Annotated in this window: 20 protein-coding genes and 1 CRISPR repeat array; of the genes, 19 read left to right on the top strand and 1 reads right to left on the bottom strand. The window is 37.7% G+C overall.

The window, feature by feature from the left end; all coding sequences use genetic code 11:
* Window positions 1-5 precede the first annotated feature (5 nt).
* The 10 genes from BN6559_RS08190 (at window position 6) to BN6559_RS08145 (ending at window position 10,266) form a co-directional block, all read left to right on the top strand.
* A complete protein-coding gene (locus BN6559_RS08190; protein ID WP_110954262.1) occupies window positions 6-755 on the top strand; it encodes an NTP transferase domain-containing protein in 750 nt (249 codons plus the stop codon).
* 338 nt (window positions 756-1,093) lie between these two features.
* Window positions 1,094-2,461 carry a bifunctional UDP-N-acetylglucosamine diphosphorylase/glucosamine-1-phosphate N-acetyltransferase GlmU gene (gene glmU, locus BN6559_RS08185; protein WP_110954261.1) on the top strand — a complete coding sequence of 456 codons (1,368 nt, stop codon included), beginning with the start codon at window positions 1,094-1,096 and terminating at the stop codon, window positions 2,459-2,461.
* An 84-nt stretch (window positions 2,462-2,545) separates the two neighbouring features.
* Window positions 2,546-3,499 (top strand): ribose-phosphate diphosphokinase, encoded by a 954-nt coding sequence (locus BN6559_RS08180; protein WP_110954260.1) that lies wholly within the window; start codon window positions 2,546-2,548, stop codon window positions 3,497-3,499.
* A 97-nt stretch (window positions 3,500-3,596) separates the two neighbouring features.
* On the top strand, window positions 3,597-4,166 hold the full coding sequence (gene pth / locus BN6559_RS08175; protein ID WP_110954259.1) for an aminoacyl-tRNA hydrolase: 570 nt from the start codon (window positions 3,597-3,599) through the stop codon (window positions 4,164-4,166).
* A 12-nt stretch (window positions 4,167-4,178) separates the two neighbouring features.
* Window positions 4,179-5,411: a radical SAM protein gene (locus tag BN6559_RS08170; protein WP_199883853.1), complete on the top strand. Its 1,233-nt coding sequence runs from the start codon at window positions 4,179-4,181 to the stop codon at window positions 5,409-5,411.
* A gap of 365 nt (window positions 5,412-5,776) precedes the next feature.
* A complete protein-coding gene (cuyB, locus tag BN6559_RS08165) occupies window positions 5,777-6,472 on the top strand; it encodes a cysteate racemase (RefSeq protein ID WP_199883852.1) in 696 nt (231 codons plus the stop codon).
* A 130-nt stretch (window positions 6,473-6,602) separates the two neighbouring features.
* Complete coding sequence (locus BN6559_RS08160; RefSeq protein WP_110954257.1) at window positions 6,603-7,451, top strand: MurR/RpiR family transcriptional regulator; 849 nt, start codon at window positions 6,603-6,605, stop codon at window positions 7,449-7,451.
* A 449-nt stretch (window positions 7,452-7,900) separates the two neighbouring features.
* A complete protein-coding gene (locus BN6559_RS08155; protein ID WP_199883851.1) occupies window positions 7,901-8,161 on the top strand; it encodes a GlsB/YeaQ/YmgE family stress response membrane protein in 261 nt (86 codons plus the stop codon).
* Window positions 8,162-8,521: 360 nt separating this feature from the next.
* Window positions 8,522-9,199, top strand: a complete 678-nt coding sequence (gene modB / locus BN6559_RS08150; RefSeq protein WP_110954256.1) for a molybdate ABC transporter permease subunit — start codon at window positions 8,522-8,524, stop codon at window positions 9,197-9,199.
* Between the two features lie 11 nt (window positions 9,200-9,210).
* Window positions 9,211-10,266, top strand: coding sequence for a sulfate/molybdate ABC transporter ATP-binding protein (locus BN6559_RS08145; protein ID WP_110954255.1), 1,056 nt, complete (start codon window positions 9,211-9,213; stop codon window positions 10,264-10,266).
* A 673-nt stretch (window positions 10,267-10,939) separates the two neighbouring features.
* Here the strand turns inward: BN6559_RS08145 and fdhD are convergent.
* Window positions 10,940-11,743: a formate dehydrogenase accessory sulfurtransferase FdhD gene (gene fdhD / locus BN6559_RS08140; RefSeq protein WP_110954254.1), complete on the bottom strand. Its 804-nt coding sequence runs from the start codon at window positions 11,741-11,743 to the stop codon at window positions 10,940-10,942.
* Between the two features lie 469 nt (window positions 11,744-12,212).
* On the opposite strand from fdhD, the gene fdnG reads away from it, so the two are divergent.
* The 9 genes from fdnG to BN6559_RS08095 all read left to right on the top strand — a co-directional run bounded on the left by fdnG (window position 12,213) and on the right by BN6559_RS08095 (window position 25,564).
* Entirely contained in the window at window positions 12,213-15,215 is a 3,003-nt protein-coding gene (gene fdnG, locus BN6559_RS08135; RefSeq protein WP_110954253.1) for a formate dehydrogenase-N subunit alpha, read from the top strand.
* A gap of 15 nt (window positions 15,216-15,230) precedes the next feature.
* Window positions 15,231-16,085, top strand: coding sequence for a formate dehydrogenase accessory protein FdhE (locus tag BN6559_RS08130; protein ID WP_110954252.1), 855 nt, complete (start codon window positions 15,231-15,233; stop codon window positions 16,083-16,085).
* Window positions 16,086-16,118: 33 nt separating this feature from the next.
* On the top strand, window positions 16,119-16,940 hold the full coding sequence (locus BN6559_RS08125) for a 4Fe-4S dicluster domain-containing protein (RefSeq protein ID WP_110954251.1): 822 nt from the start codon (window positions 16,119-16,121) through the stop codon (window positions 16,938-16,940).
* Window positions 16,930-17,649: a formate dehydrogenase subunit gamma gene (locus BN6559_RS08120; RefSeq protein ID WP_110954250.1), complete on the top strand. Its 720-nt coding sequence runs from the start codon at window positions 16,930-16,932 to the stop codon at window positions 17,647-17,649. Before BN6559_RS08125 ends, BN6559_RS08120 begins: the two co-directional genes overlap by 11 nt.
* Before the next feature lie 308 nt (window positions 17,650-17,957).
* Window positions 17,958-18,902, top strand: a complete 945-nt coding sequence (locus BN6559_RS08115; protein WP_110956329.1) for a tripartite tricarboxylate transporter substrate binding protein — start codon at window positions 17,958-17,960, stop codon at window positions 18,900-18,902.
* Window positions 18,903-19,120: 218 nt separating this feature from the next.
* On the top strand, window positions 19,121-20,065 hold the full coding sequence (locus BN6559_RS08110; RefSeq protein ID WP_110956328.1) for a tripartite tricarboxylate transporter substrate binding protein: 945 nt from the start codon (window positions 19,121-19,123) through the stop codon (window positions 20,063-20,065).
* Window positions 20,066-20,251: 186 nt separating this feature from the next.
* A complete protein-coding gene (gene namA / locus BN6559_RS08105; protein ID WP_110954249.1) occupies window positions 20,252-21,268 on the top strand; it encodes an NADPH dehydrogenase NamA in 1,017 nt (338 codons plus the stop codon).
* Window positions 21,269-21,574: 306 nt separating this feature from the next.
* Window positions 21,575-23,425: a CRISPR direct-repeat array (repeat unit 31 nt; unit sequence ACTTCGAATTGACTCATAATGAAATGTAAAT).
* 830 nt (window positions 23,426-24,255) lie between these two features.
* Entirely contained in the window at window positions 24,256-24,735 is a 480-nt protein-coding gene (locus tag BN6559_RS08100) for a phage tail protein (RefSeq protein WP_110954248.1), read from the top strand.
* 19 nt (window positions 24,736-24,754) lie between these two features.
* Window positions 24,755-25,564: a phage tail protein gene (locus tag BN6559_RS08095; protein WP_110954247.1), complete on the top strand. Its 810-nt coding sequence runs from the start codon at window positions 24,755-24,757 to the stop codon at window positions 25,562-25,564.
* Window positions 25,565-25,573: the final 9 nt, after the last annotated feature.

The following is a 25,573-nucleotide window of genomic DNA, read 5'->3' as shown; positions in this document are numbered from 1 at the left end:
CTACAATGTATAATGCGATTGTGTTAGCAGGTGGTATAAGCAAGAAACTGAGTGCAGATCATGCGCAAATGTATGAAGCTTTCATCGACATTGGTGGTAAGCCTATGCTTTCCTTTATATTAGAAGCGTTGCAGCAAAGTAAGCATATCGCAAAAATTATTGTAGCTGGACCGAGCAATCTGTCCGACCGGATGCCTTTAAAGCAGTATGATATAACCTTTGCGCAAAGTGGTAAAACTATTTTGGATACGGTTACATCAGGGCTTAAAGCGTCACAATCATCTTGTAAAACCTTAATTGTGACAGTCGATGTACCGTTTATTACGACTGAGGCCATCGATGATTTTATAAGACAATGTGAGGAAAAAGACGGAGATTTTTATTATCCGATCATTGAAAAGCAAATAAGTGAAGTGAAATTTCCCCAAGCAAAACGCACGTATGTAAAATTAAGTGATGGTATATTTACTGGGGGAAATATTTTTTTGGTAAATCCCAATATTGTTCCGCAGTGTATGCTTGTGGCAGAGAAGATGATCAAGAATCGGAAGAAACCTTGGAAACTTGCATCGTTACTTGGTTGGGGAACCTTAATAAGATTTATTCTGGGGAATTTATCGGTAGATGCGGCAAGAAATCGTGTTTCAGAAATTTTGGGTGTACGCGGTGTCGTCATCTTATCTAATTATCCGGAATTGGGAATGGATATGGATAAGATAAGTGATATTGAATTGGCAAGGCAATATTTTATTTAAATAACAGTTATTGGTTAAAAGCACTGTAAAAAGCAGTGCTTTTTTGTTTTTGTGAAAAAAATATCGATATTTCTGCAATAAAGGGTTGCAAATCACAAAAATAATTTTTACAATAGAAAGATGTTATGTTTTATTGATGTTGTTTATCGTAATACCTATTTTGTGATTTTTTGTTTATTTATCAGAAGGATATTATGATACGATGTCGAAGAAGTCGAAAAAGTAGTGTTGTTTTATTAAAAAATGACTCTCGTTGTTTGGGATATTACCTTGCATTGGAGTCATTCTTATTTTAAAGCCGATTACTGAGTAGGGGATTTTAGATTTGGAGGGATACTATGACAGCAGGGCTGTTAACTGTTATTTTAGCCGCAGGTAAAGGCACTCGCATGAAATCGGTATTGCCGAAAGTTTTACATCGTGTAGGTGGAAGATCCATGTTGCAGCATGTATTAGACGCTGCAAATCAAGCAGGTTCAGAGAAGAATATTGTAGTTGTCGGTTTTGGCGGGCAGACCGTAAAAGAAGCAATCGGTGCACAGGCAGAATTTGTTGTTCAAGAAGAACAATTAGGAACCGGGCACGCAGTGATGCAAGCAGGTGAGCTGCTGAAAGATTTTGATGGGACAGTTATGGTACTTTGTGGTGATACACCGTTACTTGAAGGTGAATTATTGGCAAAGTTATATCGTGAACATAAACAGGCAGGCGCAAAAGCGACTGTATTAACGGCCAAGATGCCAAATGCTGCAGGGTATGGTCGTATTATTAGAACGCAAAGCGGCGCAGTAAGTAAAATTGTAGAACAAAAAGACGCAACTCCGGAGGAACTTCTTGTCGATGAAGTAAACTCTGGAATTTATTGTTTTGAACGTGCTGCTTTGTTTGAATCCTTGGCGAAATTAAATTGCAAGAATGCGCAGGGTGAGTATTATTTAACGGATGTTTTGGAAATTTTAAATAAAGAAAATCAAAAAGTTTGGGCGGTTGTGGCCGAAGATTATGAACAAACTTTGGGCATTAATTCGCGGGGACAGCTTGCTGGCGCAGAAGCGATTTTACGCAGACGTAAGAACGCTTTGCTGATGGAGCAGGGCGTTACAATTATGGATCCGGCAAGTACGTTTATTGATTGTCAGGTTACGATTGGAAAAGATACGATTATTTACCCGTTTACCTGGATTGAAGGGAATACATCTATTGGAGAAAATTGTGAAATTGGTCCAAACAGTAGATTTACCGATACCAAAATCGGTAATAATGTTACTGCGCATTTTTCTTATGCCCATGAATGTGAAATTGGCGATGATGTAATTATGGGACCATATGTACATCTGCGTCCATCCACAAAAATTGCAAAGGGTGTAAAAATCGGCAATTTCGTTGAAGTTAAAAACTCTGTTGTCGGTGAAGGCTCTAAATTGCCGCATTTAAGCTATATCGGTGATTCTGATATCGGCGTTGGGGTTAACATGGGATGTGGTACGATTACGGTAAATTATGATGGAAAAAATAAATTCCGTAGTACGATTGAAGATCATGCCTTTGTGGGCTGTAATTCAAATTTAGTATCACCGGTTACCATTGGCAAAGGCGCTTATGTTGGTGCCGGTTCAACCATTACAAAGGATGTACCGCCAGCAGCACTTGGCATAGGCAGAGCGAGACAAACGAATATAGAAGGCTGGCACGACAAACGTAAATAAAACTTTGATTCCATTTAAACTTTGGATATCAATTCATTTTATAATAAAAATAAATCGTAGGATGTTGGAGGTCTATTAATTAAAATGACAGCGATTGACACTAAAAATTTATGTATTTTCACAGGTAATGCGAACCCGAAATTAGCGAAAGAAATCGTAGATTACATTGGAGTTGAACTAGGCAATGCTTATGTTGGGCACTTCAATAACGGTGAAACGCAAGTAATGATAGATGAGAGTGTACGCGGCAAAGATGTATTTCTCATTCAGCCTACTTGTCAACCAGTAAATGATAGTTTGATGGAACTTTTAATTATGGTTGATGCCTGTAAACGTGCATCTGCTAGAAATATCACAGCGGTAATTCCTTATTATGCATATGCACGTCAAGATCGTAAAACACGCGGTCGTGAACCTATTTCAGCAAAATTGGTTGCTGACTTATTAACAACCGCAGGTGTAACGCGGGTTATGACGATGGATTTACATGCTGGACAGATTCAAGGGTTCTTTGATATTCCTTTAGATCATTTGGTTGGTGTACCTATCTTGTCCGAATTTATTACAAATAAGAATTTAGAGAACATCGTAGTTGTCTCTCCAGATTTAGGCGGGGTTACACGAGCTAGACAATTAGCAGATAGATTGCAAGCACCAATCGCGATTATAGAAAAACGCCGTCCAATGCCAGGTGTCGCCGAAGTTATGAACCTAATCGGTTGTGTAGAGGGCAAAACAGCTGTTATTATTGATGATATCGTGGATACAGCAGGATCTTTAGTAGAAGGTGCAAAAGCATTAGAAAGAATGGGAGCAAAAGAAGTGTATGCTTGCTGTACACATGCAATTCTTAGTGATCCGGCAGTCGACCGCATTAATAAATCCAACATCAAAGAGTTGATTATTACCAATAGCATTCCTTTAACAAAGGAAAAAGAAAGTGAAAAAATAAAAGCCTTGTCTGTTGCTAAGGCTTTCGGGGAAGCAATCATCAGGGTTTATACAAACACTTCTGTAAGCGGATTATTTGACAAATAAATGTAAGGTCTGAATGGGCAAACCGCAATGGGGCTGCTGCAATTTTTTTCGATTGCGACAGCCCCATTGTTTAGTATTTCACAGGAGGAAAATCCAAATGAAAATAATTGTTGGTCTTGGAAATCCAGGGCAAGAATATAGCAAAACGCGACATAATGTAGGATTTATGGTAATCGACGCAATTGCAGCGCATCTGGGTGTAAGCAATTGGAAAAATAAATTTGAAGCACAGATTGCCGAATGTAAAATTGGCAGTGAGGCAGTATTGCTTGTCAAACCCCAAACGTACATGAATCTCAGTGGTAATGCAGTGGGCGCAATTATGCGTTGGTATAAATTAAATGTCGAAGACGTCATTGCTGTATATGATGATATGGATATTGCAGTCGGACATGTAAAATTAAAAAAACGCGGCAGTTCTGGCGGACATCGTGGCGTGGAATCCATGCTGCTCAATTTAGGAAAAGAAGAATTTACGCGTGTTCGTATTGGGATAGGCAGGCCTTTACCAAATTGGACAGTGGTAGATCATGTGCTGGCAAAATTTCCTGACGAAGATCAAGCTGCGATTGATCAGTTAGCCGAGGAATTAATACCGGTTATCGAATGTATTGTAAAGCAGGGAATTGATAAAGCGATGAATGGCTATAACAAGAAGAAAGTATAAGAGGTGAAAACAATGATTACAGCATTATATGCAGATGAAAATGGGGAAATCTTTGACGATCCTGCGTATCGGGGCGTTGGACGTGTCGGAGATGAATTCATTCCTTTAAAGGAAGAGGATTTAATTCCTTTACCTGAAGGTGCGGATTTAATGTTTTTACCGGGGCGACTTGCTGTCGGTTTGCAAGATAATGCATTCGAGCCTCTGACCGGCAGAGCGGTAGCAGCGATTTTACCGGCCGGTTATACTAGAACTCACATGCCGGCGTTCATGAAAGTGGAAGATGAAGCGATGCTGCCACTTTATGGCTATACGGCAGTCGTATTATATAAAGATGAACTCTATGTAACAGCAATTTATACAGATGAAAATGCAAAATGGCAACCATTGCATTACAATACGCGTGATTTGAAAAAATTCGTAAAACGTACACGAAAAGAATTGCCGCAAAATCGTATTGTAGAGCAAGTGGCAAATTGTTCTTTACAATGGCATTGTTGTACCGCGCAAAATTTATTTTATCGTCGTTGGGAAGCGGGAATCCCGACTTCACCGGCTTGCAATGCAAATTGTTTTGGCTGTATTTCTTTGCAGCCTTCAGAATGTTGTCCATCACCCCAAAACCGTATTGATTTTACTCCAACCCCAGCTGAAATTGCTGCAGTTGGCATTTATCATTTGGAAAATGCACCGGAGGCAATCATCAGCTTTGGACAGGGATGTGAGGGGGAACCGTCTCTTGCTGCTGTAAATATTGCTGAAGGAATGAAACAGATTCGTGCGGTGACAAAGCGGGGACAAATTAATATCAATACAAACGCCGGTTACACAGAAGGCATTAAAAAAATTGTCGATGCAGGCCTTGATACGATGCGTGTGAGTATTATCAGTGCTAGAAAAGATAGTTATCAAGCTTATTATCGCAGCAATTATACACTTGCAGCAGTCATAGAATCGATTGCATATGCCAAAGCCAATGGAATATATGTATCTTTAAATATGTTGTTTTTTCCAGGATTCAATGATCGGGAAGAAGAACTTGAAGCTTGGAAAATATTTTTGGCAGAAACAAAGGTGGATATGATCCAAATTAGAAATCTTAATATTGACCCAGATGCATTTTTAGCAATTATGCCGAGAAAGCAAGGGAAAGTATGTGGTGTTAAAACATTTATAAAAGAAATTCAAGCAGCCTTTCCAAAGCTTATCATCGGTAGTTTCAGCCATTATATTGAGTCGCTATGAGAGCTTGGCGCAGTGGATCTAAAGTGACTGCGCCTTAACTATCGTAAGGTCGGAAGGAAAGGGGATGTAATATGCCGTCAGCAGAGGTTCTCTTAGATATCGCGCCACTTGTAGTGGGCGTATTTTTAGTTTTTGGTATCATCATTGCACGTTTTTTAGAACGTTATCTTAAAAGATTTAAATGATACATAGATGTTGTTAAGTTAAAACTATATTGTAAACGATGAAGTTTCTGGATTGTAGAGAGACTTTTTAAAAGAGTGTTTACAATCGCCTTTTGCCGTGCTAAAATAGACGCATATTAATATTCGAATTAAAATTAATGACGAATATTAATAATCAAAAATGGTATGGGAGATGGCATTATGAAGAAGATTGGTATTATTGGCGGTATGGGCCCGATGGCTACGGTTGATTTATTTAGTAAAATTACTAGGCTGACGAAAGCGAAATCTGATCAAGAGCATATTCACATATTGGTTGATAGCAATACTTCTATCCCTGACAGAACAAAAGCAATTTTAGAAAATGGTGAAGATCCGGTACCCGAGATGGTGCGGTCAGCACTTAACTTAGAGGCGATGGGTGCAGATGTTTTATTGATGTCCTGCAACACAGCGCATTACTTTTATGATCGTATTAAAAAGTTTACGCATGTCACGATGCTAAATATGATACAAGAAACCGCACAAGAAGTTAAAAGGCGTAATATTCGTTGTGTTGGCTTATTAGCAACAGAAGGTACCTGTCGTACAGGCATTTATGACCAGGCATTTAGTGCACAGGGCATTCAAGTAGTGAAACCGGAAGGGATCTTTGAACAGCATATTATGGATCTGATTTACGATGGTGTAAAAGCGGGGCGGGCTGATTATCCGTTAGATGGTGTGAATAAAGTGTTAACTGAATTAAAAAAACGAGGAGCGGAAGTATTTATTTTAGGTTGTACAGAGTTGCCATTGGCTTTCGAAATGTATAAAATTAAGGAAAATGTGATAGATCCTACAGAGGTTCTTGCACGCAAGGTAGTTGCACTTGCGCAGCAGGAAACTGTTGCTTAATTTTGATTTGACTGGTTTTGCAAATCGCTGTTTTTGTTGACGCAAAATTGCATTCTTTATATAATGAGTACCAGCAGAGTTTGTTACAGCGTGCTTGTTAGTTATATATGGATGGGGCGGTAAAAAAGAGATGACATTAGAAGAGCGTGGATATGAAGCCAGTTTATCGAAGAATGAGAGTTTGATTTTTGAGTTTATCATGCGAGAAAAAGAACGTGCTTGTTTCTTGACTTCAACAGATATTGCTACTGAACTTGAAGTGAGTGATTCTTCGGTCATTCGCCTGTCGAGAAAATTGGGGTTTAGAAGCTTCGCAGAATTAAAAAAGGCTTTACAAGAGGAAGTTTCGGAAAAGGTTGCACCTGTAGTGAAAACTCATATTCCTTACGAAAAGCTGCAAAGGATTGATAAACTTTCGGAAGAAGAACTTATCGTAGCAATCCATCAAAATTCACTTGCTAAGATTGAGCAGGATGCAATTTTAAATAATGCACAAAAATATCGTGAAGTAGCTGAAATTTTGACAAATTCGAAAAAGATTTATGTGGCTGGATTTAGAACCTGTTCAGGAATTGCGAGCTATTTTACTAAGATGCTGTCTTTTATCTTCCCGCAAGTAAAAAGTATTACGAGTGTAAGTAGTATGGTGGATGATTTGATGGATTTAACTGAGAAAGATACCATGATAATCATCAGTTATCCACGGTATGCTAAGGGCGCCTTTTTTGCACTAGAAATGGCAAAAGAAGCGAATTGCAGAGTAATTGCGTTGACGGATAAATTGACATCGCCGATTGGCAAAGGTGCAGTAAAAGTCATTGCCAATAATATAGATTCTCTGACCTTTACCAACTCCTTTGTGGGGTTGATGTTATCGATTGAAATTATCATCAGCCTAGTAGCCAAGAAAAATGAAGCGCAAAGCAGCGAACGGCTGAAGCGGATTGATAAATATTTAAATCGGACGGGGCAATATTAGGTGCTGTAAAACTATGGACAGATAGGCCGCGGGTCGGTGATAAGCACTCATCTGCGTCGTTACAGCAAGGTGCTGTTTCATTAATATATTACATATAAAATTCTTAGCTAACCATGAAACGCGTAGGTGTCCTTTTGTCATCGACACAAAAGAACCAAAAAGTCTAGGCCTCAAACCTCCAAAAAACTTGAAAAAATACCGACTTGCTAAAATCTGTAAACTCACTTCGTTCAAACAAACAGATTTCTTAACGCAAGTCGGTATTTTTTCATCCTTCGGAACGTATTTTTCCGGAAGGGCCAGAGATACGAAATGAAAGGAAATGTCGCATTTTTATGCGACATTTCCTTTATATTGGTAAGTAATAAATTGCAAAAAACATAATAAAACGTAAAAAAGTACTAATATAAAAAAAATTGGAGAAACTAGTAGTGAAAGGAGGGATAAAATTGGGTAGTTTAATTTGGTCCATCATTATTGGAGCGATTGCCGGTTGGTTAGCAGGACAAATGATGAAAGGTCATGGATTTGGTATTTGGGCGAATATTATTGTAGGGATAATCGGTGCATTTATTGGTAACTTTACACTTAGTCTAGTTGGAATCGCGGCATATGGACTCCTTGGACAGTTAATTGCAAGCTTGCTTGGATCCATGATCCTTGTTTGGCTGATTAGTCTGTTTAGTGGCAGAGAAAGCAGTGCACATTAAAGTCCTTTTGTAGTTTTAATCTTGCGCAGTTTCCCTAAAAATATAAGCTTCAAAATAGTATTGACCTTTAAATCGGCAAAAATGTATTTGAGAAAAAATTAACGTACAAATACGCAGATAACCTTCAATTGTAGTTAAAACTATGATTGAAGGTTATTTTGTGTGATTAAGAACAGAATGAGATGATTTCATATATAAAATTTGCAATTCATACTTCTAAATTGTATGATAAATGAAGAAGGATTGTCAGATTAAATAAAATGCTGCAATTTATTTAAAAATTATTGATCTTCAATATAGTTGAATTCGCATGAAAATATTGTTCTTAAAAAGCAATTAGATGTTTTAAGGAGGTTCTTTATGGATTTATCGCCATTATTTATATCAATAAAAACAGCAGTACTGGCGACTGTGATTACATTTTTCTTAGGGCTTTATGCAGCTAGATATGTAATAAATTTAGAACGTTATCAAGGGATTATTGATGGAGTCTTTACTCTGCCATTGGTTTTGCCGCCAACAGTTGTTGGTTTTTTTCTTTTGATTCTTCTAGGTAAAAACAGTTGGATCGGCAGTTTTCTGGCACAGTTTGATCTGAGTGTTGTTTTTTCATGGGAAGCGACTGTGATTGCTTCTACCGTTGTAGCATTCCCCTTGATGTACCGGACTGCACGCGGTGCTTTTGAGCAGATCGACCATAACTTAATTTCAGCGGCGCGGACACTCGGCATGTCGGAAGAAAAAATTTTCTGGCGTGTGATTCTGCCGTTATCTTGGTCGGGCATTGCTGCAGGCACTGTACTGGCATTTGCCAGAGCTTTAGGAGAATTTGGTGCGACCATCATGCTGGCGGGAAATATTCCGGGAAGAACGCAAACGATGGCAACTGCAATTTATTCAGCTGTACAAGCCGGCGACCGTGATACTGCGTATGTTTGGGCTGTTGTTATCATTATCATTTCATTTGTTATTATGATTTTAATGAATTATTGGTCGAATATCCAGAAAAGGGTACAAGCTGCCGGTAAAATGAAATAGGAGGATTGTGCATGTCCATTTACATAGATATAAAAAAGAAATTAAGCAGCTTTTCGCTTGATGTGCAGATCGAGGCAAAAAATGAAATTCTCGGATTGCTAGGTGCATCAGGCTGTGGAAAGAGCATGACGCTAAAATGTATTGCAGGTATTGTGAAACCAGACTGCGGGAAAATTATTGTCAATGACAGAGTTTTGTTTGATTCAGAAAAGAAAATTAACTTGACACCGCAAGAACGTAAAACGGGCTATTTATTTCAAAATTATGCACTTTTTCCGCATATGACAGTGGAAGAAAATATTGCCGCTGGGATTCGTTGTCCTAAACATGAGCGAGCAGAGATTGTACGTGAAAAAATTACATCCTTTTATCTGACAGGTTTAGAAAAACGGTATCCGGGTCAGATTTCAGGCGGACAACAGCAACGGGTTGCGTTAGCCAGAATTTTTGCTGCTTCACCGGAAATTATTATGCTTGATGAACCCTTTTCAGCCTTAGATAACCATTTAAAATGGCAGATGGAATTGGAAACGATGAAGGTGCTTGAAAATTATCACGGTACAATTTTATTTGTTTCACATAGCCGTGATGAAGTATATCGCCTTTGCGATCGAACTGCTGTTATCGCCGATGGAAAACTGGAGATTGTCTGTGATAAAAAAGAAATGTTCAGCAGTCCTAAAACATTAGCTGCTTCCAGATTAACAGGTTGTAAAAATCATTCCAGAGCTGAAAAAATAGACGATTTTAAGGTAAGGGCGATGGACTGGAATTGTATTTTAACGACGTCAAGTAAAGTGCCAAATGATATCAAACATGTTGGAATACGTGCACATTATTTGGAATTATGTACGAAAGAAGACGAAACGAATCAAATGATCTGCAAAATTGAACGCGTCGTGGAGGATGCATTTAGTATGATGGTTATCTTAAAAAATCAAGGCGAAATCGGATTGGGAAGCGAGATTGTCTGGCAGATTGAGAAAGATAAATGGCAGGCAATGAAAGCAGAACATCAAGAATTGTTTTTACGTATACCGGAAGATAAAATTTTATTTTTAAATTAAGAGGGAACGTCGATGTTGCACGAAACATTTATAAAAATCTTAGTGTATGCCTAAATACGTAGATGTCCTTTTGTCATTGCCACAAAAGGACCAAAAAGTTGAGTACCTTGACTAGGTTAAACCTTTGGTTATCTTACGGATATTTTTCCGACTTGCGTTGTTGTCGTCATCTTACATATATCCGATATGTGCGACTCCTCCGCCTAGCAAGGCAAAAAAATCTCCGCAACCTAACCTTAAATTTCAACCTAGCCAAGGTACTAGCCTCAAACCTCCAAAAAACTTGAAAAATGACCGACTTACTAAAATTCGCAAACTCACTTCGTTCAGACAAGCGAATTTCTTAACGTAAGCCGGTCATTTTTCATCCTTCGGAACGTATTTTTCCGGAAAAGGCCGGGAACGAAAAGAAAAACTGCCGCATTAAAATGCGGCAGTCAGACTGTAGACAAAGTGGCGTGTATTCACTCATGTGAATACACGCCACTGAAATTTGCTCCACTTATAAACTAGTACGAAGATAGGCTGCCGGTTGGGGAGAAGTACTCAGATGCTAGGCGCAGCAAGGGGGTGCGAAGGAGTCGTACTTGTGTACGTCGACGAGTAACCGCCTTGCTGCAACGACGCAGATGAGTGCTTATCGCCGACCCGCAGCCTATCTGTCCATAGTTTTTTAGGTAACGATTCGTTCGGGATGTGTATAAATGAGGAAAGAGTCGCGGCGGATACTTCCTACGATTGTGATGCCTAGATCTTTTGCCATACCGAGTGCCAATGTAGTCGGTACAGATTTTGCCAGAACACACGGAATTCCCATTTTACTTACTTTTATTAAAATTTCAGAAGAAATCCTGCCGCTGAATACAATCATCTTGTCATCCATGGACATCTTCTGTTCTAAACATTTGCCGTATAATTTATCAAAGATATTATGGCGTCCGATATCTTCTGAATATAAAATTAAATTCCCTTTTTCTACGATGGCCCCGCTGTGCACACCGTTTGTTTTGCTATGCGTAGCAGAAGCTTCATGGAGTAAAGTTGCCGTACTTTTTAAAATATCGGCGGCATGAAAGTGGGCGTTGCTATCGATTATTTTTGTTGTTTGGTGATCGTTGGCGAAATAGAAGCCGGCACGTCCCCTCCCACAACAAGTCGTTAAACAGCGGCGTAGATAGTTGGTTGTCGTTGCTTTCTCTATAATGTCAGCCTCGATATATGCTAGACCATCATTTTCATTAATGTTGATTTCTTTTATTGCTTCGAGGTTTTGCACCATTCCCTCAGAGATTAAAAACCCGATAACCAGATATTTTTGATCTACTGGGGAGCAAAGCATCGTTGTAGTTTCTTTACCATTTAAATAGATCGTAAGCGGCATTTCTTCAGAGATCCATTGACTCGATTTGTGAAATTCAGCATTACGAAACTCAATAGTGTCATAAGTCTCTATCGCTTCAATCTTTTCTTTTTCCATATGATTTCTCCTGTCCTTTTCTATAGCCTATAGAAGTTAAGTATATATGATTCAATCTTATCGTTGCATATATTTATTTTGAAATTCGTGTGTAATACTTTTAAAAAATAACACTTGAAATGTATTATACCATATAAATTAAAATCAAATAAATAATTTATTGCATTTGTCTTATTTATGATTAGGCGTATTGTCCCATGAAATCCGTAGCTCTACATCCGACTTTACAAACAATTGGCAATTTTAATTTGTGTTTTTTGCGTACAAGTTGGTTGACAGATGTCTAATGGACACGTATATTATAATTGATGTTGATTAAACAGAATACAACTATTAATATAGATTATTATTATATAAATACAAGTGATGCATTTACAAATTTGGAGCTTATTTCTTTTTTCAATCATGGCTTATGAATTGATCAGAAGAAATCTACTCATATAGACTTTTATTCGGGGGAGGCAAACAAATGAACTTAAACAGAAGGGATTTTCTTAAAACTACTGGTTTAGCGAGCATTGGGTTAGTTTTAGCAGATTTCGGCTTTCAGATTCCTAAAGTAAAAGCTGCAGCGAAACAATTCAAGCTAACTGGAGCAAAAGAATTTACCTCCGTATGTCATTTCTGTGCATGTGGATGTAGTGTCATCGGTCATGTGAGAGATGGGAAACTGATCAATTTAGAAGGGGCAACTGACAGCCCAATTAATAGAGGAAGTCTTTGTAGTAAAGGCTTAGGTTATGGTCATATTCCAAATTCCGACCAACGTCCCAAGACGCCGCTTTATCGCGCGCCTGGCAGTACGACTTGGCAGGAAATTAGCTGGGATGAGGCAATTGAGCGCTCTGCAAAAGCAATGAAAAAAGTGCGTGATGAAAATTGGATTGAAAAAGAAACGATTGATGGTAAAGAATATCAAGTAAACAGAACCGATGCGATCAGCTTTATCGGTGGTTCTCAAGTAAATAATGAAGAATGCTATACTTTGATTAAAATGACGCGTGCTATGGGTGCCGTATTTACCGACAATCAGACGCGTGTTTGTCATGCAACTACGCCGCCGGCATTAAATGCTGCATTTGGTCGCGGTGCGATGACCAATCCTTGGCCAGACATACAAAATGCAAAATTGATCTGGGTAGAGGGCAGTAATGTTGCTGAATGTCATCCTATGGGGATGAAGGCAATTATGAGAGCAAAAGATCGTGGTGCGAAAATTGTACACATTGATACAAGATTTACGCGTACTTCAAAAATTGCGGATCATCATATTCAATTGCGTCCAGGTACAGATATTGCATTTTTAGGGTCTATCATCAGCTATATTTTAGAAAATAAACGCTATGATGAAGAATACGTAAAATTAAATACGAATGCATACTGTTTGGTATCAAAAGACTTTGAATTTAAAGACGGTCTGTTTTCTGGTTACGATGCAGAGAAACGCAGTTATGACCCACATAGCTGGAGTTATCAAGTTGATGCGGCTGGAAAACCAATTAAAACGGACGATATTAATCATCCTGACAGTGTATATACAAAATTGCGTGAACACTATAAACGGTATACGTTTGAAATGGCTTCGCAAATTACTGGGACACCGGCAGAAAAAATTCAAGAGGCTGCAGAACTTCTTATTACAACCAAGCCTTGTGTGATGCTTTATGCACTTGGCATGACGCAGCATACAGTTGGTGTACAAAACATTCGTTGCTTTACGATTCTTCAGCTTTTGCTTGGTAACATTGGTAAACCGGGCAGTGGTATCGGTGCAATGCGTGGACAACCGAATGTACAAGGTTCTACGGATTTTGGTATCATGTTCCAATATTTCCCTGGCTATCTTTCCTATCCAACACAAGAGACATCTACTTTAGAAAAATGGTCAGATGCTTACGGATCTTTCCGTGCAAAATTCTTGATTAATTTAATGAAAGCTTGGTACGGCGAAAAAGCAACGCAGGAAAACGATTATGGATTTGGTTATCTGCCAATCCGCAACAGCCATCATAATGATTCTCTTTATATTTCTTTTGAAAAAATGATCGAAGGTCAAATAAAATGCACCTACGTTGCCGGACAAAATCCAATGATGTCTCAAGCCAATTTGAATTTAACACATAAAGGGCTATCCAATCTGGAAACTCTGATTGTACAGGATGTCTTTATTAATGAAACAGCCGCTTTTTGGGAACGGCCAGGGGCTGATGCTTCTAAAATTAATACGGAAGTTATTTTCATGCCGGCGTGTTCTTATCTTGAACGCGAAGGTACGATGATCAATTCCATGCGTATGATTCAATGGCGTATGGCTGGTCCGGATAAAGTAGGCGATTCTAAAGCAGATCTTTGGATTTTTAATCGCATGTTTAAGAAGATTTGTGAACTTTATAAAGACTCGACGGCACAAAAAGATCGGGCGATTATGGATTTAGTCTGGGATTATCCAGAAGAAGATACAGCAGAAGCTGTTCTTAGAGAAATCAATGGTTACGACTTAAAAACCGGTAATCTTTTAAACGGAATTGGTGAGACTAAAGCCGATGGAACAACGAGCAGCGGACTTTGGATCTACGCCGGGGTGTTTGCAGGCAATAAAAATCAAGCAAAACGTCGCGGACAAGCGGATCGAGGAGATCTTGGGATCTTCCCAGAGTATGCTTGGTGCTGGCCAGACAATATTCGCCTTCTTTATAATCGTGCATCTTGCGATAAAGATGGCAAACCGTTTGATGAAAAGAACAAGATTGTTTGGTGGGATGAAGCGAAAGGACAATGGGATGGCTATGATCGTCCGGATGTTTCTAACTTAAAAGAAGGCCCGCATACTGCTGGAGGACAGAAACCGTTCCGTATGAATGGAGAAGGATTCGGTAGATTATTTGCGGCAGAATATAAAGATCTCGATGAAAATATGAAGTCAAGAGATCATTCGTATACACCGGTAGACGGTCCGGTGCCAGAGTTTTACGAACCGGTTGAAAGTCCTACGAAGAATAGATTGCATAAAGAAATACAGTTTAACCCTTGTGTAATTTATCCGCGGTTGCCAAATGAACAACGCATCGGTACCAAAGATGAATTCCCATATGTACTTTGTACGTCTGGAATTGCAGAACACTGGTGTTCCGGGACGATTACGCGTAACATTCCTTGGTTGAATGAGCTTGTAAAAGAGCCGTTTGCTGAAATGTCTATGGAATTATCTCAGAAACTTGGTGTTAAACAAGGCGACTATGTGAATGTTCGTTCCACACGCGGCGAAGTTAAGGTGAAAGCCATGGTTTCTAATCGTGCAAAACCATTGATGGTCAATGGGGAAGAAACACATATGGTCTGGATGCCTTATAGCTGGGGCTTTAAGGGATTGGCGAAAGGGCCGAGCACGAACGTTCTTACGATTGATGCACTTGATCCAAATGTGCAAGAACAAGAATTTAAGGCTTGTCTGATCGATATCAAGAAAGCCTAGTAAGGTGGATTAAGAATGAATAGCAATAACAGGGAAAAAACATTGCTCTTGGAATATCTTGAAAAGCATCCTTTTTTAAAGGAAATTGGACAACTGCATATGGAAGCGGCGGGGATTTCAAGTCAAATCGCTGTAGAAAAATTTTCATTACCTTCCTTTGCTGACTATACGGAGGATTTCAATAAAGGAATTCCTTTGTTGCAGCATGCAGAAATACAGGCAGCCTTAGGTAAACCAGTAGAGCATATGATGCATAAATTACTGGAAGGCTTGTTAAAAGCAGATATTCCAAAAGCTTTAAAAGACTCCTGTCACTCGCTAGATAAATATTTGTCGAACAATGCCGCTACAGAAATGATTGGTTATGTTCTTTGTCAGGAAGAGGAAAGTATCCAGAGTTTCTGTGAAAACAAAGAATTGAATGCAAGTACTTTGCGGTATGTTGTTTGGCTGGCTGTTTCCAATGTAATGAAATCCATCGAAGATGAACGGAAAGAATGGCAGAAAGATCTTGAGTGGGAGCGCAATTATTGTCCGGTTTGTGGTTCCTTACCGGCATTGGCTCAGCTTAAAAAGAAAAATCAGGGACGTGAACGTCATCTTGTATGCAGTCATTGTCATGAGACTTGGCATTATAAGCGTATCGGCTGTATTTACTGCGACAATGACGATTTAAATAAACTGCGTCTTCTTGAAGCAAAAGCAGAGCCGGAAATGCGCATTGATGTATGTAAAGAATGTCATTCTTATAGCAAAACTTATTTAAACGAAGGCAAGGAACCAATTTATCTAAACGATTGGGCTACGGTTCATTTAGATATGCTGGCAGAAGAAAAAGGATTAAAAAGAAAAGGTCTTTTCTTAATATAATAGTATAGTTTCGAAGATAAAGGAGTGGTATACATGGCAGAACAAATGGCCATGCTGCATGATGTCTCAAAATGTACTGCTTGTCGTGCCTGTATGGTAGCTTGTAAACAATGGAAGAATCTCCCCGCTGAAATTACACCATTTGATGGTGCATATCAGTCTCATAAAGACTTCAGTTCAAAAACTTATAACTTGGTGAGAATGAATGAACGCGTTGAGAATGGGAAGTTCCATTGGGATTTTATCAAAGTGCAGTGTATGCATTGTGAAAATCCTGCCTGCCTGAAGGGCTGTCCGGAAGATGCAATCAGCAAAACCGCTACAGGTGCTGTAGTGATTGATAAAGATAAATGTGTTGGATGCGGGTATTGTGTAATCAATTGTCCATTTGATGTACCAAAAATAGATGAAGCAACACATAAATCAACGAAATGTAACATGTGTGCAGATCGTATCGAAAACGGCATGGTACCTTCTTGCGCGCAAACTTGTCCGCCTACTGCGATTCAGTTTGGTCCAAGGGATAAAATGGTTGCTTTAGCAAATACACGGTTAACGGAACTGAAAAAAGATTTTCCAAATGCGCAGCTTTATGGCGTTGATGCAAATGGAGTCGGCGGGACGAATATGATGTATATTCTCACCGATAAACCAGCTGTTTATGGACTGCCTGCCGATCCGAAAACCTCAACTGCAATGAATGTTTGGAAAGACATTATTCGTCCGATTGGACAAGTCGCAGGTGTTGCCGCTATTGTCGGTTGTGCAGGTGCGTACACGTTAAGTAAATTTGTTGCAAAGAGACATAAAGACAACAATGAAAATGGGAAAGGTGGCGATGGACATGTTGGTTGATAAAAAGTATGTGCCACGACATGAAAAAGGTTTTATTATCTGTCATTGGCTGAATGCATTCTCCTTTCTCATGTTATTTCTAACCGCTTTGCCGCTCTATATGGATACATTCCATTTCTTGTATGATATATTTGGTGCGCATACATTGCAGATTATGCATCGTGTATTTGCAGTCATATTCATTGCAACACCTTTAGTAGGGATGTTTATTGCACGGAAAGGTTTTGTCACTTTAGCGAAAGAAGTATTCAGTTTTGATAAAGATGACATGACTTTCATGCAAAAATTTCCACCTGAGCTTATTGGCGTTCACCCATCTGGAATGCCAAAACAAACCTTCTATAATGGTGGGGAAAAAATGAATATAAGCCTGCAAGCAGTCATATGGCTTCTTTTGGTTGCTACTGGTTTAGCGATTTGGATTGGCAATGATTATTTAAGCAAAGAAGTTATGGTTTGGATGGTTCCATTGCATAGCATTGCTGCCGGACTCGGATTTGCGGCAGCGATTGGACATATCTATCTTGCAGCTTCTGTAAATCCTGATTCCATGCGTGGTATGCAAAAAGGAAATATTCACGCAAAATATGCAAATGCACATCATGGAAAATGGATCGATGAATTGATTGCCAAAGGCGAAGTTACTCGTGAAGAAATAAATCAAGCCGTTGGCTTAAATGAAACAAAATCATCGCAGAAAATAAGCTGATTTTGTAAATATAATTTAATCATTTTTAAAGTAGGAACTAACCGATTTGGTTAGTTCCTTTTTTGTGTTTAGAAAAACTATCTTAAGATTTTTAAAATGATGGAATTTTCAATAGCATGTAAAATAATAAAATTTTTGGAAGGAAATTGATATTTATTAGCGAAGTTATATGTAAAAATAGTATTATTTTTACATTATTAGATGAAAGATGTAAAAATTTATAGGGAGATGGTGTAGTGCAGAAACGGATTACTGCGTTAGCAACGGGGTTATTCCTTATTTCAATTTTAATGGGAGGTTGTACCGATATGCAAAGTAAAACGATAAGTACCACACAAAAGTATCCTACGAAACCTATTACAGTGATTGTACCTTTTAGTGCTGGGGGAGGATTAGATCTTTTAGCCAGAACCTTGGAAAAAATGGCACCTAAATATTTGGGACAGCCTTTAATCGTTGTTAATAAAACTGGTGGGGCTGGAACTATTGGCTGGAATGAATTGGTTGTTGCTAATTCAGATGGATATACGTTGGGAGCCAGCTCAACAGATGTATTGATACAACCATTATATGGTACAACCAAATATCATTACCCTACTGCTTTAGAGCCTATTGCACAAGTCATAAATCTACCTTTTATTATGGTGGTTCCAGCAGAACAACCATGGAAAAGTTTAGAAGAAATTGTTCAATATGCAAAACAGCATCCCGGTCAATTGAAATGTGGACACGCAGGAATTGGATCGTCATCACATATTGCTGGTGAAATGTTTGCTAAATTTGCTGATATCACCCTTGAACAAGTTCCATTTCGTGGAGTTAATGATGCAATCGTTGCTTTATTAGGAAATCATACGCAAATCGCTTTTGTAAACCCATCAACAGTTAAGGAACAAATTAAAAATGGTACTTTGAGAGCATTGGCTATGACTGGCGAACAAAGGTTAGTTGACTCCGAGTTAGCACAGATACCAACTTTTAAAGAGCTGGGCTTTGATATGGAATTAAATATTTGGTATGGTGTAGCAGCGCCTAAAGGTTTATCGCCAGAGGTTAAATCTAGACTAGAGACTGGATTTAGAGAGATGATTGAAGATCCGGAATTTAAAATTAACATTGAAAAATTAGGATTACAGATAGAATATTTAAATTCCGAAGATTCATTAGAAAAATGGTCCAAAGATGGTGAAAAATTGTCTAAGACAATAAAAGAAACAGGTATTTTGGAACAAATTAAAGCACAGAAAAAATAAGTATGCTGAAAATTTTGAGTTGCAAAAATGTAGGTAAGAAGGATAGTAGGTTTTAGAAGGTTTAATAAAAGATTGTAGAGTATGTTGATACATTGAGAAGAAAAAATATATAAGAAGTTATGAACATGTAAATAGGAGATGGTGTAGTGAAAAGACGTATTATTGCGCTAATCGCGGGGGGAGTACTTATTTCAATATTGCTGGGAGGATGTACGGATATGCAAAGTCAAACAACAACTGCAATAAAAAATTATCCAGATAGACCTATTACCATTATTGTACCTTTTAGTGCTGGTGGCGGATTGGATCTTATGGCTCGATCATTGGAAAAGATGGCACCTAAATATTTAGGACAGCCTTTAGTTGTTGTTAACAAGCCGGGGGGCGCTGGAACAATTGGCTGGAATGAACTAGTGAACGCTAGTCCAGACGGTTATACGATTGGTATTAGCGCAATTGATGTCATTATCCAGCCATTATATGGATCAACAAAATACCATTACCCAACTGCTTTAGAGCCAATTGCTCAAATTGCCTCTCTGCCGCAGATCATGGTAACTTCAGCAAAACAGCCCTATCAAAACATTAATGCCCTAATTAGTTATGTAAAACAACATCCAGAAGAAGTAAAATGTGGAATTCCAGGAATCGGCTCACCATCGCATGTTCTTGGTGAAGCCTTTGCTAAATCTGCCGGAATTTCGTTAAAACAAGTTTCTTTTCGTGGAAATAGTGAGGTGACTGCTGCTTTATTAGGTGGTCATGTTCAGATTGGTTTTGTTAGTCCAGCAATAGTTAAAGAACAAATTAAAAGTGGTGCACTAATAGCACTAGCTACAACGGGTGAAAAGAGGTTGGTTGACTCAGACTTAGCACAAATACCAACTTTTAAAGAAGTAGGAATTGATAATATATTTAATAATTGGTGTGGCGTAGTAGCACCAAAAGAATTACCGCCGGCAATTAAAGCCAGACTCGAAAAAGGCTTGAAGGAAATGGTTGCTGATCCAGAATTTCAGATTAATGCAGAAAATTTAGGCTTGCAAGTAAACTATTTAAATTCAGAAGAATCAAAAGAAAAATGGAGCTTAGATGGTGAAACCTTGTCTAAGACAATTACAGAAACCGGAATTTTAGAGCAAATTAAAGCACAGAAAAATTAAGTATATTTTTGAATTGTTAAATTATATAGCATATCAAATCCAAAATAAACACAGGCATAAATTTTTTTGTCTGTGTTTATTTTAATAATCTATGATATTTTATTTAATACGATAGAGGAATCAATTGTTTTATAGTCGAAACTACATAATAGTAAATATCCTCAATGCTGAAGGGAGTAATGAAAGATGCTATTTTCACCATTTAAAATTAAAAACTTGGAGCTTAAAAATCGTATTGTTATGCCGCCGATGTGTATGTATTCTGCACAAGATGGTATGGTTAATGATTGGCATATTGTTCATTATGCTACAAGGGCAGCAGGTCAAACCGGACTGATTATTGTGGAGGCAACGGGTGTAGAAAAACGTGGGCGTATTTCTGATAGGGATTTAGGAATATGGGACGACCAGCAAGTTGACGGACTGGGTAAAATTGTGGGAGCGATACATAGCTATGGAGTAAAAGCGGCAATACAGCTCAATCATGCTGGACGAAAAAGTGAAGTAACTGCTTTAGAGCCAGTGGCTCCTTCGGCAATCGCTTTCAGTGAAGAACATCGTATGCCACATGCATTATCAAAAGAAGAAATTAAACAAACTGTACTATTATTTAAAAATGCCGCAAAACGGGCTTTAGCTGCCGGTTTTGATGCAATTGAAATTCATGCTGCACATGGATATCTGATAAATCAGTTTTTATCCCCATTAGCCAATACAAGAACGGATGAATATGGTGGCAGTCTGGAAAATAGGGCTCGTTTCTTAGATGAAGTTTTAGAAGCTGTACGTGAGGTCGTTCCCGCTGATTATCCTATATTTGTTCGTGTTTCTGCAGAAGAATATGATCCGGCAGGTAACAGACCGGAAGATATAGCGGTTATGATTAATTTGGTAAAATCAAAGGGAATCGACATTGTTCATGTAAGTTCCGGTGCAGTCATTTCAGCACCTGTCAGAGCATATCCCGGCTATCAGATTGCTTTTGCCGCAACGATTAAACAACATACCGGATTGCCTGTAATTGGTGGTGGATTAATTACAGAACCACATCAAGCGGAACAAATAATAAAATCAGGCATTGATTTCGTTTTTTTAGGGCGGCATTTACTCCGAGATCCTTACTGGCCATTGCGTGCCGCTCATGAATTACACGCAGATATCCAGTGGCAAGAACAATATCTTCGTGGAAAATTTGAAAGATGAAAATGAAGACACAGCTTTTATGCTGTGTCTTTCATTTTAGAATTTAAGTTTTTTATGAAACGTATATGAATTATCGGAAAACCGATAAAAGCAATAGATCTTAAAATGTTATTTGATCTGTCGACCTATAAAAATGCAATTTTATATGGGGTACGACAGATCTGAGCAAATGCAGATATTTATTGGGATAACGAGTGATTGAAATAAAATTATTTTGAAGATTTCTATATAAAAATGATATATAATAGTAGATAGACAGAAAATGATGAAATTAATATTGAAAAATAAGGCGTTGTGTAGGTACGGACTTCGAATTGACTCATAATGAAATGTAAATGCACCAGTTGCAACGCATTGAATTTTTATTGATTTTACTTCGAATTGACTCATAATGAAATGTAAATCTGAAAAATTAGTTATTATTGTTGAAGCTGACCATACTTCGAATTGACTCATAATGAAATGTAAATGCATTTGAGAAGTATGGGAGGAAACATAGAAAAGCAGACTTCGAATTGACTCATAATGAAATGTAAATTACGTTGTCCAAATGCCAACTCTGTTGAAACTCACAACTTCGAATTGACTCATAATGAAATGTAAATGCTTCTTCGATAGTATTCAATTTGAATTCTCCGAACACTTCGAATTGACTCATAATGAAATGTAAATAATAGATCCATCACAGTGTTTGACGGGCGGATTTGGAACTTCGAATTGACTCATAATGAAATGTAAATCTATTCCACACGTTCCAATTGATGTCTTTGTGGCTTACTTCGAATTGACTCATAATGAAATGTAAATTTACGATTACTTAAGCATTCAGTATGTAAGCATGTTAACTTCGAATTGACTCATAATGAAATGTAAATTTCAAACGGACTTGCTAAGTAAACAAGGAATCAATGCACTTCGAATTGACTCATAATGAAATGTAAATAGGCTTATTACTGTCGATCCCTAAAGGTTTTGTGCCGACTTCGAATTGACTCATAATGAAATGTAAATGTGTTAGGAATACAAATGGATACTCTTTTAATGCATCACTTCGAATTGACTCATAATGAAATGTAAATTCTGTTGTGAACGGTGAAGGTGGCATTATTGGGGTGAACTTCGAATTGACTCATAATGAAATGTAAATTACGAAAGATTCGATTTATAATGCCAGCCAAATTAAACTTCGAATTGACTCATAATGAAATGTAAATTCACGCACTGCATTTGATACGATAGATTCGATATTTTACTTCGAATTGACTCATAATGAAATGTAAATTTTCACCTCCCCTCTTTGCATATGGGCATAAAAATAACTTCGAATTGACTCATAATGAAATGTAAATGAATCCGGGTCCGGGTTTGTTGTACCTCTTAAATATACTTCGAATTGACTCATAATGAAATGTAAATGCTATGATTAAGAGTGTTGACGATGCAAAAAAAGTTCACTTCGAATTGACTCATAATGAAATGTAAATGTCTCTGCATCTGTGACTTGATATACTTCGCATTGGCACTTCGAATTGACTCATAATGAAATGTAAATTCTTTTTGCTTTGAATTAATTCTTTTTTGTACTTAAACTTCGAATTGACTCATAATGAAATGTAAATTCACATCACTCGACTAAATATATAATTATTCTTCGCGACTTCGAATTGACTCATAATGAAATGTAAATGTACAAAATTTTGTACAATAATATCGAAAGCTTAGAAACTTCGAATTGACTCATAATGAAATGTAAATCATAAAAATAAGGCTTATTCAGCCTTTTCTTTTGTTACTTCGAATTGACTCATAATGAAATGTAAATAATGGTAATAAAGGTGGTCAGCAGCTTTTAGATGAGACTTCGAATTGACTCATAATGAAATGTAAATTTTTATGCCCCTTCCCTCAAATACATATCATGATAAGACTTCGAATTGACTCATAATGAAATGTAAATCTATGTTCACATGCATTTTCGATTAAGTTATCTAAACTTCGAATTGACTCATAATGAAATGTAAATTTTTTTCACATAAAGATACTATTTTACTCCAAAACACTTCGAATTGACTCATAATGAAATGTAAATGCGCGCATGTTCAAGTTCTAGCAACACATCATTGTAAACTTCGAATTGACTCATAATGAAATGTAAATGTCGGCGAGAAATCTTTTGAAAATATGAAACTGAAAACTTCGAATTTATATATGCTGATTGATGCTAATAGAAGTAATAAATGAAAAAGACCGGATAAATAAAAATAAGACCGCTACAATGAGCGGTCTTATGTAAGAGAAGGAATGAGATTTTATGAAAAACATTTATCGGTCATTTATAGTATTGACAGTTTTGTTGATTTTATACATACATGCACAGTTGAACTATCCGGCAATTCCGGATAGTTGCCAAAAACGAATTTGGAGTAGTTTCTGACAATAAACTTACCAGCGTTAAATATTCTATGTTTAATTAATAGTGCAAATTGTGGTTTTGTTGCTGTTATATCATCTTCAGGTCTTTGATACTTATTTGATAAATACACGGCATGGATAAAAAATGAATTAATCAAAACAGAAATTTAAATTAATAACAGACTAATCATACGCCCTTCGGGGCGTTTTTTTATGCCTAAATGGAATGTCGCAATGTGCGTAGACTGTAATAAAAACTGCAGAAATAATGACGACCAAACATGCACTGTTGATAAGGTTTTCTGACAGACGTTTTGTCACGTTTCGAAAACCACCCGGACATACAAACATCGTGATATGATGCAAACGTTGTTAAAAGCTAACTTTATGTATAATCCTTTGGCTGGTGATGGTTAGAAATTATCGATAAATAAAAATAAATTTAAATTATGTGTTTAAAAACAGATCTTAAAGGAATGTATGTAGGTGAGGCCCGATATACGAAACAAAATAGATTAGAAAGAAGAGGATTTAGTATATATTGGGCCTTAATGAAAAATTAGGAGGAATTTTTTATGTGTTGTTGTAACGAAAAAAATCCAGTAGGAACAGTTAACTATTTTGCAAGGCAGTTCCCACCAGAAGGTTGGTTATTGTGCGATGGTCGCGAAGTATCGAGAGATGTGTTTGCTGATTTGTATAATATGGTGGGTACTTCTTTTGGGACAGGTGATGATAAAACTACGTTTAATTTACCTGATCTGCGTGGTGAATTTATTCGTGGACTTGATGAAGGGCGCGGAATAGATAATGATCGGGTATTTGGCTCTTCTCAATTTGATGCTATTCAAAAACATTCTCATAAATTAAGAACAGAAACGGGGATCGCAGGGAATGACATTGTTTTTAAAGACCTAGGTCTTTGGGGGAAAACATATTCGAATGAATATGGTGTCACGCCTGATGGTGAAGCTTTACCTGTGACTACATTTGAATATGGTGATAAAGAAACCCGCCCGCGTAACGTAGCATTATTAGCTTGTATTAAATATTAATTTTAGGAGGAATTTTATTATGTCTTACAATTCAGATTTACCAGAGGATATTGATATTAAAGTATCAAGGGAAGATATCAGAGAAAATCTTAGAGCCTTAAAAGAGGACAAGATTGTAGACGCTGCGACTGCTGTTGTTGCAGAAACTGCAGACAAATTGACAACCGCAAGAAAAATCTCTTTAGAAGGAGATGCAACGGGGAGTACAAGCTTTGACGGATCGAAAGATGTAGCTATTCAAGTAGATGTACTTAGTGCGGATAATGCAAATACTATCGAAGGAAAAACTGTCAATGATATTATTTCAGCTTGTTCTATTTATGCGGTTCCCACAGGGGCGGTTGAGTATTTTGCACGTAAAATAGCTCCAGAAGGTTGGTTAAAAGCCGACGGCTCAGCAGTTTCTAGAACTGTCTATGCTAATTTATTTACTGCAGTAGGTACTATTTTTGGTGCTGGTGATGGTAGTACTACTTTTAATTTACCAGATTTACGCGGTGAGTTTGTTCGTGGATTTGATGATGGACGCGAGGTTGATACAGGACGTTTATTTGGTAGTGCGCAGAAGGGATCATTATCTGTAAATGATCCAAGCCTTTCCCAATTAACCATTACTAGCTTTATAAGCGCAGACGATACTACTAATGTAATAATGAACCAACGTGTTGGTCTAGATAATCCTGTATCGATTTCCGAATATGATGGTTTAAATAATGCGCTTTATAATCCAGCTACTTCTTATCAATCGGTAATAGAGAATCCTTTTAAATACAACTTCGGTATTACTCGCCCGCGTAATGTAGCATTATTAGCTTGTATTAAATATTAATTTTAGGAG

It is taken from the genome of Massilibacillus massiliensis (assembly GCF_900086705.1).
Classification (GTDB): domain Bacteria; phylum Bacillota; class Negativicutes; order FLKF01; family FLKF01; genus Massilibacillus; species Massilibacillus massiliensis.
The sequence above is the reverse complement of the archived record's forward strand: the minus strand, read 5'-3'. Positions and strand labels throughout refer to the sequence as shown.

What these genes read in the sequence shown, in the direction of transcription:
- BN6559_RS08190 (WP_110954262.1), top strand. Translation starts at nt 6, where the DNA reads ATGTATAATGCGATTGTGTTAGCAGGTGGTATAAGCAAGAAACTGAGT.
- glmU (WP_110954261.1), top strand. Translation starts at nt 1,094, where the DNA reads ATGACAGCAGGGCTGTTAACTGTTATTTTAGCCGCAGGTAAAGGCACT.
- BN6559_RS08180 (WP_110954260.1), top strand. Translation starts at nt 2,546, where the DNA reads ATGACAGCGATTGACACTAAAAATTTATGTATTTTCACAGGTAATGCG.
- pth (WP_110954259.1), top strand. Translation starts at nt 3,597, where the DNA reads ATGAAAATAATTGTTGGTCTTGGAAATCCAGGGCAAGAATATAGCAAA.
- BN6559_RS08170 (WP_199883853.1), top strand. Translation starts at nt 4,179, where the DNA reads ATGATTACAGCATTATATGCAGATGAAAATGGGGAAATCTTTGACGAT.
- cuyB (WP_199883852.1), top strand. Translation starts at nt 5,777, where the DNA reads ATGAAGAAGATTGGTATTATTGGCGGTATGGGCCCGATGGCTACGGTT.
- BN6559_RS08160 (WP_110954257.1), top strand. Translation starts at nt 6,603, where the DNA reads ATGACATTAGAAGAGCGTGGATATGAAGCCAGTTTATCGAAGAATGAG.
- modB (WP_110954256.1), top strand. Translation starts at nt 8,522, where the DNA reads ATGGATTTATCGCCATTATTTATATCAATAAAAACAGCAGTACTGGCG.
- BN6559_RS08145 (WP_110954255.1), top strand. Translation starts at nt 9,211, where the DNA reads ATGTCCATTTACATAGATATAAAAAAGAAATTAAGCAGCTTTTCGCTT.
- fdhD (WP_110954254.1), bottom strand. Translation starts at nt 11,743, where the DNA reads ATGGAAAAAGAAAAGATTGAAGCGATAGAGACTTATGACACTATTGAG.
- fdnG (WP_110954253.1), top strand. Translation starts at nt 12,213, where the DNA reads ATGAACTTAAACAGAAGGGATTTTCTTAAAACTACTGGTTTAGCGAGC.
- BN6559_RS08130 (WP_110954252.1), top strand. Translation starts at nt 15,231, where the DNA reads ATGAATAGCAATAACAGGGAAAAAACATTGCTCTTGGAATATCTTGAA.
- BN6559_RS08125 (WP_110954251.1), top strand. Translation starts at nt 16,119, where the DNA reads ATGGCAGAACAAATGGCCATGCTGCATGATGTCTCAAAATGTACTGCT.
- BN6559_RS08120 (WP_110954250.1), top strand. Translation starts at nt 16,930, where the DNA reads ATGTTGGTTGATAAAAAGTATGTGCCACGACATGAAAAAGGTTTTATT.
- BN6559_RS08115 (WP_110956329.1), top strand. Translation starts at nt 17,958, where the DNA reads ATGCAAAGTAAAACGATAAGTACCACACAAAAGTATCCTACGAAACCT.
- BN6559_RS08110 (WP_110956328.1), top strand. Translation starts at nt 19,121, where the DNA reads ATGCAAAGTCAAACAACAACTGCAATAAAAAATTATCCAGATAGACCT.
- namA (WP_110954249.1), top strand. Translation starts at nt 20,252, where the DNA reads ATGCTATTTTCACCATTTAAAATTAAAAACTTGGAGCTTAAAAATCGT.
- BN6559_RS08100 (WP_110954248.1), top strand. Translation starts at nt 24,256, where the DNA reads ATGTGTTGTTGTAACGAAAAAAATCCAGTAGGAACAGTTAACTATTTT.
- BN6559_RS08095 (WP_110954247.1), top strand. Translation starts at nt 24,755, where the DNA reads ATGTCTTACAATTCAGATTTACCAGAGGATATTGATATTAAAGTATCA.